Below are 15,402 nucleotides of genomic sequence, written 5' to 3'. Positions count from 1 at the left end.
AGCGATGAAAACCCCGTTTTTGTTTATCGACCGTGACGGCACCCTGATCGAGGAGCCGGTCACCGACAAGCAGGTGGACAGCCTTGCGAAGCTGCGCTTCGAGCCCATGGTGATACCTGTGCTGCGTGAGCTCCAGGCCGCTGGCTACGTGCTGGTGATGGTGACCAACCAGGATGGGCTCGGCACCGCCAGCCTGCCCCTTGAAAACTTCCAGCCGCCTCACGACCTGATGATGCACCTCTTCGAATCCCAGGGCGTCACTTGGGAGCAAGTGCTGATCTGTCCCCACTTCCCTACCGACGGTTGCAGCTGCCGCAAGCCTCACCTTGGGCTGGTGAAGGAGTATCTCGCCTCGGGCCGCATCGACTTTGCCAACTCCTTCGTGATTGGCGACAGACAGACCGACATCCAGCTTGCCGAGAACATGGGCATCCGCGGCATACGCTACCACCCGCAAGATCACGGCTGGACTGCCATTCGTGATCAGCTGATCTCCAAGGGGCGTGTGGCCGAGGTGGAGCGCTACACCAAGGAGACCCGCATCCAGGTGGCGGTGGATCTCGACAAGAGCGGTGGCAACCAGATCGCCACCGGCATCGGCTTCTTCGATCACATGCTGGATCAGATAGCGACCCACGCGGGCTTTCGCCTCAAGCTCAAAGTGAGCGGCGATCTGCACATCGACGATCACCACACGGTGGAAGATGTGGGATTGGCGCTGGGTCAAGCCCTGCGCCAGGCCCTTGGCAACAAGCGCGGCATCGGCCGCTTCGGCTTCGTGCTGGCGATGGACGAGGTGCAGGCGGTGATCGACGGGCGTCCCCGCCAGGAGGCTGACAACACCTCGCTGACCGAGCTGGACGTGGCCACGGCGCTGGATCTGAGCGGCCGTCCCTACTTCGTGTTCGACTGCCCGAGCGGCTTTGGTCGCGACAGCGTGGGAGAGATGGCCACCGAGATGGTGCCCCACTTCTTCCGCTCCCTCTCTGACGCCATGGCCATCACCTTGCAGATGAAGGTGGGCAGCGGCAACACCCACCATCAGGTGGAGGCGCTGTTCAAAGGCTTTGGCCGCGCCCTGCGCCAGGCCATTCGCGTGGAAGGGAGCGAGCTTCCCTCCAGCAAGGGGGTGCTGTGATGGGGAAACAGAACCTGGTCATCATCGACACCGGCTGCGCCAACCTCGCCTCGGTGCGCATGGCGTTCGAGCGCCTCGGCGTGCAACCCAGGGTGAGCTGCAAGGCCGCCGACATCGAGCAGGCGGACAAGCTGATCCTGCCCGGCGTCGGCACCGCCATCGCCGCCATGAAGAACCTCAATGAGCGGGAACTGGTGCCCCTCATTCGCGCCGCCAAGCAGCCGTTGCTCGGTTTTTGCCTCGGCATGCAGATGCTGGCACAGGCCTCGGAAGAGAACATGAGCGCCGATGGCAGCGAAGGAGCACTCATCGACTGCCTCGGCATCGTGCCTGGCAGGATCCGCCTGATGGAGGTAGGCAACCTGCGCCTGCCCCACATGGGCTGGAACCAGATTGAGCACGACGAGACCCACCCGCTACTCAAAGGCATTCCCAGCGGCAGCTACTTCTACTTTGTCCACTCCTATGCGCTGGAGGTGACCGACGCGACCCTGGCGACCTGCGACTACGGCCTGCCCTTTACCGCCATCGTCGGGCGGGACAACTTCTTTGGCGCCCAATTCCACCCGGAGCGATCCGGCCCGGCCGGTGCCCGCCTACTGCAAAACTTTCTGGAGCTATGACAGGCATGATTATTCCCGCAATCGACCTCATCAACGGTCAGGTCGTGCGCCTCTACCAGGGCGACTACGGCCAGAAAACCGCCTACAGCGACAACCCGCAGGCCCGCTTCGATGACTATGTCAGCCAGGGGGCGGCGCAGCTGCACCTGGTGGATCTGGACGGCGCCAAGGATGCCAAGGCCCGCCAGTTGGCCCTCATCGCCCAGCTGCTGTCCGCCACCGAGGCACCGGTGCAGGTCGGCGGCGGTGTGCGCAGCGAACAGGATGTGGCCGACTTGCTGGCGGCTGGCGCCAGTCGGGTGGTGATCGGCTCCACCGCCGTCAAATCCCCGGATCTGGTGGCCAGCTGGATGGAGAAATATGGCCCCGAGCGCATCGTGCTGGCCCTAGATGTCAACATCGATGAACAGGGCAATCGCCACATCGCGGTGGCTGGCTGGCAGGAGAACAGCGGCATCTCCATCGAGGCGCTGATCGAGCGCTTCCTCCCCGTCGGGCTCAGACACGTGCTCTGCACCGACATCAGCCGGGACGGTACCCTGGCGGGCACCAACGTCGAACTCTACCGGGATCTCTGTGCCCGCTACCCGAGCGTCGGCTTCCAGGCCTCCGGCGGTATCGGCGGTCTGGCGGATATCGAGGCGCTCAAGGGAACCGGCGTCAAGGGGATCATCCTCGGCCGTGCCCTGCTGGAGGGCAAGTTTGACGTGGCAGAAGCCATTCGCTGCTGGGGTGACGGCCGCGCTGCGTGACGCGCCCTTTCCGGCATCAGACAGCCTGCCCATCCGGGCAGGCCTCTTTCTCCCCGATGGGGGCGAACCTTATGATTTGGCAGCAATTGGCTCTATACTCGACCTCACAGGGATAGCGTCATGGAAGACATATGTTGACACCTCACAACGCCACCATCCTGATCGTCGACGACTCACCCGAAAATCTGATGGTACTGACCGAATTGCTTTCGCCTCATTACCGCGTGCTGGCTGCGCAGAGCGGGGAAAAATGCCTGCGCATCGTCAGCGCGGATCCAAAGCCTGACCTCATCCTGCTGGATGTGATGATGCCCGGCATGGATGGTTATGAAGTGCTCAGGCAATTGCGTCAGTCCCCGATCAGCAGCCGTATTCCCGTCGTTCTGCTCACCGCCCTCGCCGACCCCCAGAGCGAGGAGTTCGGCCTCTCCCTCGGCGCCGCCGATTACATCACCAAGCCCATCAAGCCGGTGGTCGTTCAGGCCCGGGTGCGTACCCAGCTGGAGGCCAAGCAGGCCCGTGACGGCCTGCAAAACCAGAATGCGGCGCTGGAAGCCGAGGTCGCGCGGCGAATGGCGGAAAACGACCTGATCCAGCAGGTCTCCATCCGCGCTCTCGCTCATCTGGCGGAGATCCGCGACCCCGAAACCGGCAACCATATCCTGCGCACCCAGGGCTATGTGCGTCTGCTGGCAAGCGCCCTGGCTGATCACCCCCGTTTCGCCGATACCCTGACCCCGGGTTACATCGACCTGCTGAGCCGCTCCGCACCGCTTCATGATATTGGCAAGGTGGGCATTCCCGACCACATCCTGCTCAAGCCGGGCAAGCTGACCCCGGAGGAGTGGCAGATCATGCGCACCCACGCCAAGCTCGGCAGCGATGCCATCGAGGAGGCCGAACAGGACATGGAGCAGCCCCTGGCCTTCCTCACCCTGGCCAAGGAGATCGCCCACTGGCACCACGAGAAGTGGGATGGCAGCGGCTACCCGGACGGCTTGCAAGGGGACGCCATACCCCTCTCGGCCCGCCTGATGGCACTGGCAGACGTGTTTGACGCCCTCATCTGCGCCAGGGTCTACAAGCCGGCCATGAGCTACGACGAGGCTCGCGCCCTCATCCTCTCCGGCAGTGGCCACCATTTCGACCCCGATGTCGTGACCGCCTTCGATCGCCATTTCGACGCGTTCGTCACCATTGCCGAACGCTACCAGGATGGCAGCGAGGCCGTGGATGGCTGAGGCTCCTCTGACCCGGGCACATGTGCTCAACGTCGTGCTCACCTATGCCGCCGTGGCAAGCCTGTGGATCCTGCTCTCCGACAAGGCGGTGGAGTGGCTGTTCAGCACCCCTGCCCAGTTCGCCATGGCAAGCACCATCAAGGGCTGGCTCTTTATCCTCATCACGGCCCTCATGCTCTATGCCATGCTGCGTCGTCGCATTGACACCACCGGCAGCACACCTGTCTTTACGCGGCGTCAATGGATCCCCTTCCTGTTGCTCAACGGGCTCATTCTGGCCCTGACCGCCATGGCCATCGCCCGCAACATCGAACTGGCACGCAACAAGGAGGTGGCTCGTCTCGAAGCCATCGCCGATCTCAAGAGCCAGCGCGTCACCGAGTGGCTCGGTACCCACGAGGAGGATATTCACCAGCTCATAAAGGGTCTGGGCAGTACTGATTTCTATCGCCCCGGACAAGCACCATCCTCACCCGAAGCGATCACGCCACCACTGGCAAGGCTGCTCGAATTCATCTCGGTACGCGGATTTCACGGTGCGGCCGTGTTCAATCCTGCCGGGCAACCCCTGTGGCATACCCCGGGTGGCGACACCATGAATGCCACGTTGCGTGACGCCCTGCCACGGCTCGAGCAGGGCAACGTCATGCGTCTTGGTCCCTATCTCGATGATCGCGGTCACGCCAGGCTGGATTTTCTGGTCAATCTGGAGGTCGCTGCAGGACCTGCCCCCGTGCTGGTGATGCAGATAAGCGCAAATCGCTGGCTCGATCAGATCCTGGGGGCCTGGCCCGTCCCAGACAGCAGCGGAGAAGCCATTCTGTTTCGCCAGCAGGGGGATCAGGTGCACTATCTGAGTAGCCTGCGCTATCGCCCGGAACCGGCTCTCACCCTGCACTATCCCGTCACCCACCCCACCCTGCTGGCAGCCCAGTATTTGCGGCTCGCCGAACGCGGCACGCCCCAGGTACTCTATGGCCAGGATTACCGGGGCAGCGAGGTCTTCGGGGTTGTCTATCCGGTCATGAACACGGACTGGTACCTGCTGGCCAAGATCGACAAGGCGGAACTCTACCAGGCCACCTTCAAGGAGAGCGTCTGGATCGGTCTCATCGGCCTGCTGGTGCTCTTTGTCACCAACGCCGGCATCATCCTGCTGCGCCAGCACACCCGGCTGCAGATGGCCGAGCAGCTCCAGCACTCCCAGTCCCAGCGGCTGGAGGCGTTGCAACTGCTCTCCGCCATCGCCGACAGCTCGGAAGACGCCATCTTCGCCAAGAACAAGGAGGGCAGATACATCCTCTTCAACCGGGCCGCCAGCCAGTTTGTCGGCAAGCCGGTTGACGAGGTGCTGGGCCAGGATGATCTGACGCTCTTCCCGCCGCAGCAGGCGCAGATGCTGATGGCATCCGGGCGCCAGGTCATAGAGCGCAACCGGGTGCAGACCGAGGAGGAGTACCTGACCCTGCCCGATGGCGAGCATGTGTTTCTCGCAACCAAAGGCCCCTTGCAAGACAGCGAGGGGCAGGTGATCGGGATCTTCGGCATCTCTCGGGACATCACGGATTTCAAACGGGCCGAGGCCGACTTGCGAGAGCGGGAGGGGCTGTTCCGTGCCCTGGTGGAGCAATCCCTTGCCGGGATCTACATCATCCAGCAAGGTCGACTCTGCTACATCAACCCCTGTTTTGCCCGACTGTTTGGCTATGACACTCCGGGGGCGCTGATCGCCGTTGGCCAGTTGCACGCCCTTGCCGCTCCCAAGGACAGCACCAGGGTCGCCGAGCTGGTGCGCGCGTGCGAGCAGGACGCGCGCGATATTCACACCCGCTTCAGTGCCCTGCATCAGCACGGGGAATCTCTGGAGGTCGAGCTGTACGGGCGGCGCGTCGACTACCTCGGTCAGCCCGCCATCATCGGCATTCTGCTCGATGTCACCGAACGGGAGCAGGTTGAACAGGCCCTGACCCGCCAGGCCAGCGAGCTGCGCCAGCAGAACCATGAGCTGGAGCGGTTCAACAAGGTGATGGTGGACAGGGAGCTCGCCATGCTGGCCCTCAAGCACCAGATCAACGGGCTCTCCCGTCAGCTCGGAGTGCCGCCCCCCTATCCCCAGGCCCCCATGCCACCGGAGGATCTCCCATGATGAGCTGGTCACCCCTGTGGCATGTGCGCCCCTCCACCCAGCGCTGGGGGATCTCCCTGCTGGCCGTGCTGCTGCCCGTTCTGATGTTGCAAATCCGGGTCCAGCTGCCCATTGCCTTTGGCGAGCGACCGCTGCTGGTTCTCTTCATGTTGCCCATCATCGTTTGCGCCCTGTTGGGGGGCTTGTTGCCAGGTCTGCTCTGCACCCTGATCACCGCCCTGGTCACCAGCTATTTCATGCTCCCCCCCATTTATTCACTGAGTGTCGAGGCTGGCCAGGATCTGGTGCAATGGTGCCTGCTCATCGCCAACGGTCTGCTCATCAGCGTGCTCAGTGCCGCCTTTCATCGCGCCCGGGCCAGAGAGGTCCTGCGCTGGCAGGAGCTGATGAACACCCAGAACCAGTTGCAGCAGAGCGAGAACCGCTTCCAGGTCACCTTCGAACAGGCGGCGGTCGGCATCGCCCTGGTCTCCCCCGATGGACACTGGCTGCGTGTCAATCAGCGGCTGTGCCACATCCTGGGCTACCGGGCCGACGAACTCACCGGGATGACGTTCCAGCAGTTGACCCACCCGGACGATCTCTACCTCGATGAGGCCCACGTGGCCCGGGTGCTGGCGGGGACAATCCCCCACTACACCCTGGAGAAGCGCTACCTGCACAAGGGGGGCGAGATCATCTGGACCACCCTGACGGTGGCCCTGGTGCGCGACGCCGAAGGCAATCCCGACTACTTCATCTCCATCATCGAGGACAACCGGCAGAACAAGGAGACCGAGGAGGCGCTGCGCCGCAACGAAGCCATACTGCGCGAGTCCCAGCGTCTCGCCAAGATAGGGAACTGGCGCTGGCGCGTGGCCGATGACAGCCACTTCTGGTCACCGGAGATCTATCGCATCTATGGCCGGGATCCGGCCCTCCCCCCCGCCGTCTATCCCGAGGTCAGAAAATACTTCACCCAGGAGGGGTGGCACACGGTGGCCCAGGCCGTCGAGCGCTGCAGGATGGACGGGCAGCCCTACGAGTGCGATGCCGAAGTGATCACGGAGCAGGGGGAGACCGCCTGGGTCATTGCCCGCGGGGCGGCGCTCAGGGACAGGGATGGCACCATACTCGAGCTCTACGGCACCGTGCAGGACATCACGGAGCGCAAGCTCGCGGAGCAGCGCCTGCAACACAATCAGCAGATGGCGCTCGATACCCAGCGTCGTGCTCGCCTCGCAGCCCTGAACCTGATGGACGACGCCATCAGTGCACGGGTGCGCGCCGAAACCGTCAGCAGCGCCCTGCGCGAGAGCGAACAGCGCCTGCTGATGGCCCAGGAAGGAGCCCATGTCGGCATCTGGGAATGGGACATGGTCAGCAACCGCCTCTTCTTCTCGCCGGAATGTGCCCGCCTCTATGGCCGCAGTGCCGAGGCGCTCGGCGAGCTTGCCGCCTGGCAAGCCTGCCTGCATCCGGATGACAGGCCCCGCATCGAGCAGTTGCTGGCGGAGCGGGCGGTCAGCGGCGCCCCCGTCGAGCTGGAGTTCAGGATCCTGCTGCCAGATGGCGGCATCCGCTGGCTGGTGAGCAAAGGGAGCGTCTATCGGGACGCCCAGCAGCGGCCCGTGCGCCTCCTTGGCATCCATCTGGACATCACCCAGAGCAAGCTGGCCGAGCAGCAGTTGCGCCAGTTGTCCCTGGCCCTCGAACAGAGCCCTGACGGCGTCTTCATCACCGACACCCGGGCGCGCATCGAGTACGTCAACCCCGCTTTCCTCGCCGCCAGCGGTTACCAGCAGCACGAAGTGATAGGCCGGACCCCGTCCCTGCTGCGCTCAGGCCTCACCCCGGATGCCAGCTATGTCGCCCTGTGGGATGCCATCAACCACGGCCAGCGCTGGCATGGCGAATTCATCAACCAGCGCAAGGATGGCTCCCACTACCAGGTGCTGGCCACGGTATCGCCGATCCGCCAGGAGAGCGGTGAAATCACCCACTACGTCACGGTCCAGGCCGACATCACCGAGAAGAAGCAGCTCGGCGAGGAGCTGGACCAGTATCGCTACCACCTGGAGGAGATGGTCAACGAGCGCACCCGGCAGCTGGCCCAGGCCCACCAGCGGGCCGAAAGCGCCAACCACGCCAAGAGCGCCTTCCTTGCCAACATGAGCCACGAGATCCGCACCCCCATGAACGCCATCCTGGGGCTCACCTATCTGCTCAAGCGCGACACCCGGGATCCCACCGACCTCGAACGGCTGACCAAGATAGACACTGCCGCCCAGCACCTGCTCAGCATCCTCAACGACATCCTGGATCTCTCCAAGATCGATGCGGGCAAGATGACGCTGGATCTGACCGATTTCTCCCTCACCGCCATGCTGGACAACGTCCGCACCCTGATGAGCGACCAGGCCAGGGCCAAGGGGCTCACCATAGTGACGGACATCGGCGATACCCCCGCCTGGGTGCACGGTGACATCACCCGCCTGCGCCAGGCCCTGCTCAACTATGCGACCAACGCCATCAAGTTCACCGAGCAGGGAACCGTCACCCTGCGCGTCAGGCTGGCCCGCCCCCTCACCACCGGCTACCTGCTGCGCTTCGAGGTGGAAGACACCGGCATCGGCATCACCCCTGCGCAGCGCGAAAAGCTGTTCCAGGCGTTCGAACAGGCGGATGTCTCCACCACTCGCAGATATGGCGGCACTGGCCTTGGCCTTGCAATCACCAGCCGGATCGCCGCCCTGATGGGGGGCGAGGTCGGGGTCACCAGCGAGCCAGGCCAGGGAAGCTGCTTCTGGTTTACCGCCAGGCTGTTCAAGGCAAAAGAGGACGCTCCTTCCCGGACCCCGTCCGAGCAGGGGAACCAACAGTCCTTCAGCTTCCCTCGCCACGCCCGAGTCCTGCTGGTGGAAGACAACGCCATCAACCGGGAAGTGGTGCTCGAGCTCCTGTGCCACAGCGGCCTCGTCATCGAGACGGCCGTCAACGGCCAGGAGGCCCTGACCCGCGTCAGCCAGCACCCCTTCGACCTCATCCTGATGGACATACAGATGCCGGTGATGGATGGCTACAGCGCCACTCGCGCCATCCGGGCCCTGCCCGGCATGGACAGGCTGCCCATCCTGGCGCTCACCGCCAGCGCCTTCGAGGAGGACAGAAAGGCGAGCGCATCGGCCGGCATGAACGATTTCATTGCCAAGCCCGTCACCCCCGCCAAGCTGTTTGACGCCCTGCAGCGCTGGTTGCCCCAGAGCAAGGTCCCCGAGCTTGCCCCGGACGACAGCACTCGCCATCCCGTGACAGGCCCCCTTGCCCGCCTGCAGGCACACCCGGGCCTGGATCTCGACCAGGGTCTGGCGACCCTCAACGGCAATCAGGAGAAATACCTGGCCCTGCTTCGCTACTTCATCCATGAGCATGGCCAGGACATGGCGCGGCTGCACCACCACTTGCAGGCCGGGGAGCACCGCGATGCAACCCGCATGGCCCACAGCCTGCGCGGCGTGGCGAGCACCCTGGGGGCACATGAGCTGTCGCGCCACTGCCTGGCCCTGGAGCAGGCCATCGCGGGCGGCGACACTGAGCCCACCGGACTCATGTCATCCATCGATGAGGAGATCGCCGCCCTTTGCGCTCTGCTCGGGGACGATCTCGCCGCCCCGACCACCGATCTGGTGCCCCTGGGAGATCAGTGGCGCCAGCAACTGCTGGGCCAGATGGAAGCCCTGCTGGTGCAAAGCGACACCGCCGTGATCCCCCTCTACGAGCAGTATGCCGGTCCCCTTCGCCTCATGCTGGGGTCTCGCAGCGACACCCTGACCAGGCAACTGAAGGCGTTTGATTTTGATGCCGCCCTGCTCACCCTGCGCCAGCATATGGCAACGGACGAGACCCACCCGGACGATCGGGCTCCCCTCCCCGAGGCGCCAGCCTGCCATCCTGGGCAGGTGAAGGGCGACAAAGGGTTGAATCACTGAATAAAGTCATGCATATAGTGGGGTGCCCAGAGGCGACGAGACGGCCTGCCGGGCCTGTCGTTTCCCCCGTCAGGGGCCCCCGTTCAAGGCATGCCAACCCTGTTCCCGTCCGCCGCCCGGGCCAACGCCGGCGGCAGAACGACGTTTCTTTAACCGTGCTTTACATGGAGCAATGAGCATGTTGTCAAAGCGTATTATCCCCTGCCTCGACGTCAAAGATGGCGTGGTGGTCAAGGGCGTGCAGTTTCGCAACCACGAGGTGATGGGCGGCATTGTCGACCTCGCCCGCCGCTACGCCGCCGAGGGCGCCGATGAGCTGGTCTTCTATGACATCACCGCCTCGAGCGACGAACGGGTAGTGGACAAGAGCTGGGTAAGCCGGGTGGCGGAAGTCATCGACATCCCCTTCTGCGTCGCCGGCGGCATCAAGAGCGTGGAGGATGCCCGCCAGATCCTGGAATTCGGTGCCGACAAGGTCTCCATCAACTCCCCCGCCCTGGCCGATCCCACCCTGATCACCCGGCTCGCCGAGCGCTTCGGCGTGCAGTGCGTGGTGGTGGGTATCGACTCCTACTTCGATGCCGCCCTCGGTCAATATCAGGTCAAACAGTTTACCGGCGACGAGAGCCGCACCCGCACCACCACCTGGACCACCCTGGAGTGGGTACAGGAAGTGCAGCGCCGGGGCGCCGGGGAAATAGTGCTCAACGTGATGAACCAGGACGGCATGCGTCAGGGGTACGACCTTGAGCAGCTCAAGCTGGTGCGCGCCGTGTGCAAGGTGCCCCTCATCGCCTCCGGCGGCGCCGGGGCCATGGCGCACTTTCGCGATGCCTTTACCCTGGCCGACGTGGACGGGGCGCTGGCCGCCTCCGTGTTCCACAAGGGCCTCATTCCCATTCCCGAATTGAAACGCTGGCTGAAAAACGAAGGAGTCGCCATCCGTGAATAATCAAGCAGTAGACAATGCATTGCCGCTGGCCGAGCGCCTGGACTGGGCCAAGTGTGAGGGCATGATCCCCGCCATCGTCCAGCATTCCCTCAGCGGCGAAGTGCTGATGCAGGGCTTCATGACCCGCGAGGCGCTGGAAAAGACCCAGACCACCGGCCAGGTCACCTTCTTCAGCCGCAGCAAGCAGCGCCTGTGGACCAAGGGCGAGAGCTCGGGCCATGTGCTCAAGCTCGTCGCCATCACCACCGACTGTGATCAGGACTCCCTGCTCATTGCCGCCGACCCGGTCGGCCCCACCTGCCATCTGGGCAACCCCTCCTGCTTCGACGGCCACCCCGTGCCGCCGCTCGGCTTCCTGGCCGAGCTCGAACAGATCCTGGCATCACGCAAAGGGGCAGATCCCGCCACCAGCTACACCGCCAGCCTCTATGGCAAAGGCACCAAGCGCATCGCCCAGAAGGTGGGTGAAGAGGGGGTGGAAGTGGCCCTGGCCGCCATGGCGAAAGACAGGGAAGAGCTCATCAACGAATCCGCTGACCTGCTCTACCACCTGACCGTCTTGCTGCAAAACGAAGGCTTGGGTTTGAAGGATGTGGTGCAGCGCCTGCATGAGCGCCACACCAAGTAATTATTGAATTCTGTTCAACAAAACGGGCCCTGTGGGCCCGTTTCATTTCATGATTGCCACCTCGCCGGGGGATGGCAGGCCCCGCGCCGCCCTCAGCCGATACGGGTCCAGAAGCTCATGTTGACCGAGTCATGGTCAAGCAGGGTCAGGTACTCCCCTGCCACGTCGTTGTGCAGCCACTGCTGGCAATAGGCTTCCACCAGCGACTGGCTGGGGGCCATCACCACGTCGGCATAGAGGCCGTCGGCGCCGCGCAGCAGGCAGTGCATGATGAGCCCGGATTGCTGGACAAGAAACTCGGACTCGACCCGCCGTGACAGGGCGAGCAAATCCGCCTCCGTCACCCCTTCCCTGAGCCTGAAGGTGGCAAATTCGACGCCCCCTGCCTGTTGCATGTCACCCTTGATGATCATCTCGTTTTCTCCGTTGTGGATGGTCTGGAAAACCCAGCATAACGAAGGGCTACTGACAGCCTTGTGTCAGTCCTGAATGACTTTTTCGGCGCCACTGCGCCCAGGGGGGAACGCGTCCGACTGGCGCAGGGCAAGGTAATCGGCCAGGGTCGCGCCAGGTGGTGCCCCTTCTCCCGGTCGGCACGGCGCCAGGGTGTCGATGCGATCCACCCTGAAATCCCGGTAGGCCCGGCGCAGCGCACACCAGGCGCCGAGCGTCCAGCATCCGCCCCAGTAGAAGAGCCCGAGGGGAAAGAGCTGACGTTCCGTCCTGCTGGCGCTGGCATCCCGGTAGCCAATGTGCAGCCAGTGACCGGCCGTGATGGCGTCGTGCAACCTGTCCCAGCGAGCGTATGCAGGCTGCGCCGTGGAATAGTCCGGCACCCGCACCACGGGGACGCGAGGTGCCCGAGCCTCCTTGGCGGGCAGGGCCGCCTCAATCTTGGCGAGCAGGGCGCGGGCCGGATCGGCCATCCCCTTGCCCGTCAGCACCGCCACCAGGTTCACCCCGGTGATGAGGGCCTCCAGCTCGGCCGCACTCAGTTGCAACGGGGCCATTTCGAACCCCTCGCTCAGCCGATAGCCCAGCCCGGCTTCCCCGTAAACCGGAATGCCCGCCAAAGAGAGATCGTCGACATAGCGGTAGATGGTGCGCTCCGACACGCACAGGCGCGTCGCCAGATCCCGGGCGGTCAGGGGTTGATGCGCCCGCAGCAGGTTGGTCAGTTGAAACAGTCGGTCCGATTTTCTCACAGGCATCCTCAGGCTGGCGGGACATGGCGGCCATGGTAAGCCGGGACGGGCTCGAAAGGCACGTCTTGTTGGCTGGCGACCGCTACCGGCGAGGCCCTGCTTCTTTGCATCGCGCAACACAAAACGGGCCCGCAGGCCCGTTGATGGCGCGGCGCCTTTGTCGTCACGCCAACTGCTTGCGCAGCATGAATTTTTGCACCTTGCCGGTGGAGGTCTTGGGCAGCGGGGTGAAGATGATGCGCTTGGGGGCCTTGAAGTGGGCCATCTGCTCGCGGCAGAACCCGATGAGCTCGGCCTGGGTGAGCTCGCGCCCCTCCTTGAGCTTGACGAAGGCGCAGGGTACCTCCCCCCAGGTCTCGTCCGGCATGGCGATCACCGCGGCTTCTTCCACATCGGGGTGGCGATAGAGCACATCCTCCACCTCCAGGCTGGAGATGTTCTCCCCGCCGGAGATGATGATGTCCTTGGATCTGTCCTTGATCTCCACATAGCCGTCCGGGTGCCAGACCGCGAGATCCCCGCTTCGAAACCATCCCTGTGCCATCGCCTCCTCGCTCGCCGCCGGGTTCTTGAGGTAGCCCTTCATGACAATGTTGCCCCGCAGCACTATCTCTCCCAGGGTCTTGCCATCCATGGGGACCGGCTCGCCGCTGACGGGGTTGATGACCCGCATCTCCCCTTGCAGGGGGGAGGCCACCCCCTGGCGCGCCTTGAGACGGGAGAGGGTGGTGGCATCCTGCCCCTGCCAGCGTCTTTGCGGCTCGCACACCACGCAGGGGCCATAGGTTTCGGTGAGGCCATAGACATGGGTCACGGCGATCCCCATGGCCTCCATGCCGGCGATCACGGTGGCGGGTGGCGCTGCCCCCGCCGTCATCGCCTTGACCGGGTGGTCGAGTCCCTGCTTGAGGGCCGGATCGGCATTGTTGAGCATATTGAGCACGATGGGGGCGGCGCAGAAATGGCTCACCTTGTGTTCGCGCAGCGCCCCGTAGATGGCCGCCGCCTGCACGTGGCGCAGACAGACGCTCACCCCGGCGGTGGCCGCCAGGGTCCAGGGGAAGCACCAGCCGTTGCAGTGAAACATCGGCAGGGTCCAGAGGTAGACGGGGTGCTTGGGCAGCTCCCAGGAGAGGGCATTGTTGACCGCATTGAGGTGGGCGCCGCGATGGTGATAGACCACCCCCTTGGGGTTCCCCGTGGTGCCGGAGGTGTAGTTGAGGGAAATGGCCTGCCACTCGTCCGCCGGCAGCCAGCCGGGTTCGTCCCCGTCCCCCAGGGCGATGAACCCCTCGTAGTCGAGCTCGCCGACCAGCTCCCCTTCCCGGTAGAGGGGATCGTCGATGGCGATCACCAGGGGCTGGCTATCAATGAGAGAGAGCGCCTTTCGCACCACGGCGCCGAACTCCCGGTCCACCAGCACCACCTTGCTCCGGGCGTGCTGGAAGATGAAGGCCATGGCGTCCGCATCGAGCCGGGTATTGATGGTGTTGAGCACGGCGCCGCTCATGGGTACCCCGAAGTGCGCCTCGAACATGGCCGGCACATTGGGGGCAACGATGGAGACGGTGTCCCCCTCGCCAATGCCGCGACGGCGCAGGGCCGAGGCGAGCTGGCGGCAACGGCGTTCGGTCTGGGCCCAGCTCTGGCGAAGGGGCCCGTGGATCAGCGCCGGATAGTCGGGATAGACCCGGGCGGCCCGCCCCAGAAAGCTCAAGGGGGTCAGCGCCTCGAAATTGGCGGGCGTCTTGCCAAGGCCGGCGTCGTACATGTTCTGCTCTGTCATCGGATCCTTCCTCACAGGGACACAAAACGGGGTGGCTCTCGCGGTTCACCACGACCGGCATTGCGCCCTGATGCGGGGCCAGGATGCCGGCTGGAACCGGATGAAAGGGTATCAAGGGGGGCAGATCCCAGGTATTAGCGAAACGTCTTAGGGGCCCTCGGCCCTGCTCCCCCTGTCGCCAATCGCCGACGCTATTTTTGCGCGGTCACTTTTTGCGCAGTCAGCCCCTGTCGCGATCCCGTGGCCCTTGCCTTGAGCCTGCGGCGCAAAATGCCAAGAATGATCCCAAGCCCTCAACGGGTATGAGTACGAGGAGAAGAGTGATGAACAAATCCATGTTGGCAGGTGTCGGGATCGGTGTGGCCTCTGCGCTGGCATTGTCGGCGGTCGCCAGCGGATCCCTGTTTTCATCAGAGCCCCAGTTTGCCGAGGTGCTGGCCAGCAAGCCGGTGACCGAGACCATCAAGACGCCGCGTCAGGAGTGCCGCAACGTCACCCTGACCCACCGCAAGCCGGTGCAGGACGAGCACAAGATCCTGGGTACCGTGGTTGGCGCGGCCCTGGGCGGCGTGGTCGGCCACCAGTTTGGCGGTGGCAGCGGCAAGAAGGTGGCCACCGCCGCCGGTGCCGTGGCAGGGGGTTATGCCGGGAATCAGGTGCAGGGCAACATGCAGGCGGGTGATACCTACACCACCACGGAGCAGCGCTGCAAGACGGTGCAGGAGAGCAGCACCCGCACCATCGGCTATGACGTCACCTACCGTCTCGCCGGCCAGGAAGGGGTGGTACGCATGGAGAAGCAACCCGGCCCCACCATTCCGGTCAAGGATGGCAAGCTGGTACTGAGCAACGCGCAGGGTTGATACTCCGGTAGGAGCGCCCTGCCATGAGGAAGGCCCACCACGACGGTGGGCCTTTTTCATCTTCGCAACCCAACCTGTCTGCAACAGGTCTTCCCAACAA

At 64.2% G+C, this 15,402-nt stretch carries 12 protein-coding genes; 9 read left to right on the top strand and 3 right to left on the bottom strand.

Going from position 1 to position 15,402, the window contains the following annotated elements:
- Positions 1-4: 4 nt before the first annotated feature.
- The 8 genes from hisB (at position 5) to hisIE (ending at position 11,448) form a co-directional block, all read left to right on the top strand.
- Positions 5-1,138 (top strand): bifunctional histidinol-phosphatase/imidazoleglycerol-phosphate dehydratase HisB, encoded by a 1,134-nt coding sequence (gene hisB, locus AB5Y68_RS03650; protein ID WP_039039130.1) that lies wholly within the window; start codon positions 5-7, stop codon positions 1,136-1,138.
- Positions 1,138-1,761 (top strand): imidazole glycerol phosphate synthase subunit HisH, encoded by a 624-nt coding sequence (hisH, locus tag AB5Y68_RS03645; protein ID WP_039039129.1) that lies wholly within the window; start codon positions 1,138-1,140, stop codon positions 1,759-1,761. The genes hisB and hisH overlap by 1 nt, the downstream gene beginning before the upstream one ends.
- Positions 1,762-1,766: 5 nt before the next feature.
- Positions 1,767-2,513, top strand: coding sequence for a 1-(5-phosphoribosyl)-5-[(5-phosphoribosylamino)methylideneamino]imidazole-4-carboxamide isomerase (gene hisA / locus AB5Y68_RS03640; RefSeq protein WP_039039128.1), 747 nt, complete (start codon positions 1,767-1,769; stop codon positions 2,511-2,513).
- A gap of 131 nt (positions 2,514-2,644) precedes the next feature.
- Positions 2,645-3,754, top strand: coding sequence for a two-component system response regulator (locus AB5Y68_RS03635; protein WP_010674688.1), 1,110 nt, complete (start codon positions 2,645-2,647; stop codon positions 3,752-3,754).
- Positions 3,747-5,900 carry a PAS domain S-box protein gene (locus AB5Y68_RS03630; RefSeq protein ID WP_080769902.1) on the top strand — a complete coding sequence of 718 codons (2,154 nt, stop codon included), beginning with the start codon at positions 3,747-3,749 and terminating at the stop codon, positions 5,898-5,900. The genes AB5Y68_RS03635 and AB5Y68_RS03630 overlap by 8 nt, the downstream gene beginning before the upstream one ends.
- A complete protein-coding gene (locus tag AB5Y68_RS03625) occupies positions 5,897-9,868 on the top strand; it encodes a PAS domain S-box protein (RefSeq protein ID WP_039039126.1) in 3,972 nt (1,323 codons plus the stop codon). Before AB5Y68_RS03630 ends, AB5Y68_RS03625 begins: the two co-directional genes overlap by 4 nt.
- A 178-nt stretch (positions 9,869-10,046) precedes the next feature.
- Positions 10,047-10,820 (top strand): imidazole glycerol phosphate synthase subunit HisF, encoded by a 774-nt coding sequence (gene hisF, locus AB5Y68_RS03620; RefSeq protein ID WP_010674684.1) that lies wholly within the window; start codon positions 10,047-10,049, stop codon positions 10,818-10,820.
- Positions 10,813-11,448, top strand: coding sequence for a bifunctional phosphoribosyl-AMP cyclohydrolase/phosphoribosyl-ATP diphosphatase HisIE (gene hisIE / locus AB5Y68_RS03615; RefSeq protein ID WP_029314506.1), 636 nt, complete (start codon positions 10,813-10,815; stop codon positions 11,446-11,448). The genes hisF and hisIE overlap by 8 nt, the downstream gene beginning before the upstream one ends.
- Positions 11,449-11,540: 92 nt before the next feature.
- On the opposite strand, the gene AB5Y68_RS03610 is transcribed toward hisIE, so the two are convergent.
- From AB5Y68_RS03610 to AB5Y68_RS03600, 3 genes are all read right to left on the bottom strand, one after another.
- Positions 11,541-11,861 (bottom strand): hypothetical protein, encoded by a 321-nt coding sequence (locus tag AB5Y68_RS03610; RefSeq protein ID WP_039039125.1) that lies wholly within the window; start codon positions 11,859-11,861, stop codon positions 11,541-11,543.
- 66 nt (positions 11,862-11,927) lie between these two features.
- Positions 11,928-12,626 carry a YafY family protein gene (locus AB5Y68_RS03605; RefSeq protein ID WP_039039173.1) on the bottom strand — a complete coding sequence of 233 codons (699 nt, stop codon included), beginning with the start codon at positions 12,624-12,626 and terminating at the stop codon, positions 11,928-11,930.
- A gap of 190 nt (positions 12,627-12,816) precedes the next feature.
- Positions 12,817-14,439 carry an acyl-CoA synthetase gene (locus tag AB5Y68_RS03600; protein ID WP_039039124.1) on the bottom strand — a complete coding sequence of 541 codons (1,623 nt, stop codon included), beginning with the start codon at positions 14,437-14,439 and terminating at the stop codon, positions 12,817-12,819.
- Positions 14,440-14,762: 323 nt separating this feature from the next.
- Here AB5Y68_RS03600 and AB5Y68_RS03595 point away from each other — a divergent pair, with 323 nt between their 5' ends.
- Entirely contained in the window at positions 14,763-15,302 is a 540-nt protein-coding gene (locus AB5Y68_RS03595) for a glycine zipper 2TM domain-containing protein (protein WP_010674678.1), read from the top strand.
- The last annotated feature ends 100 nt before the right edge of the window (positions 15,303-15,402 follow it).

The organism is Aeromonas sp. R6-1, from assembly GCF_040908165.1.
Taxonomy (GTDB): domain Bacteria; phylum Pseudomonadota; class Gammaproteobacteria; order Enterobacterales; family Aeromonadaceae; genus Aeromonas; species Aeromonas caviae.
The sequence above is the reverse complement of the archived record's forward strand: the minus strand, read 5'-3'. Positions and strand labels throughout refer to the sequence as shown.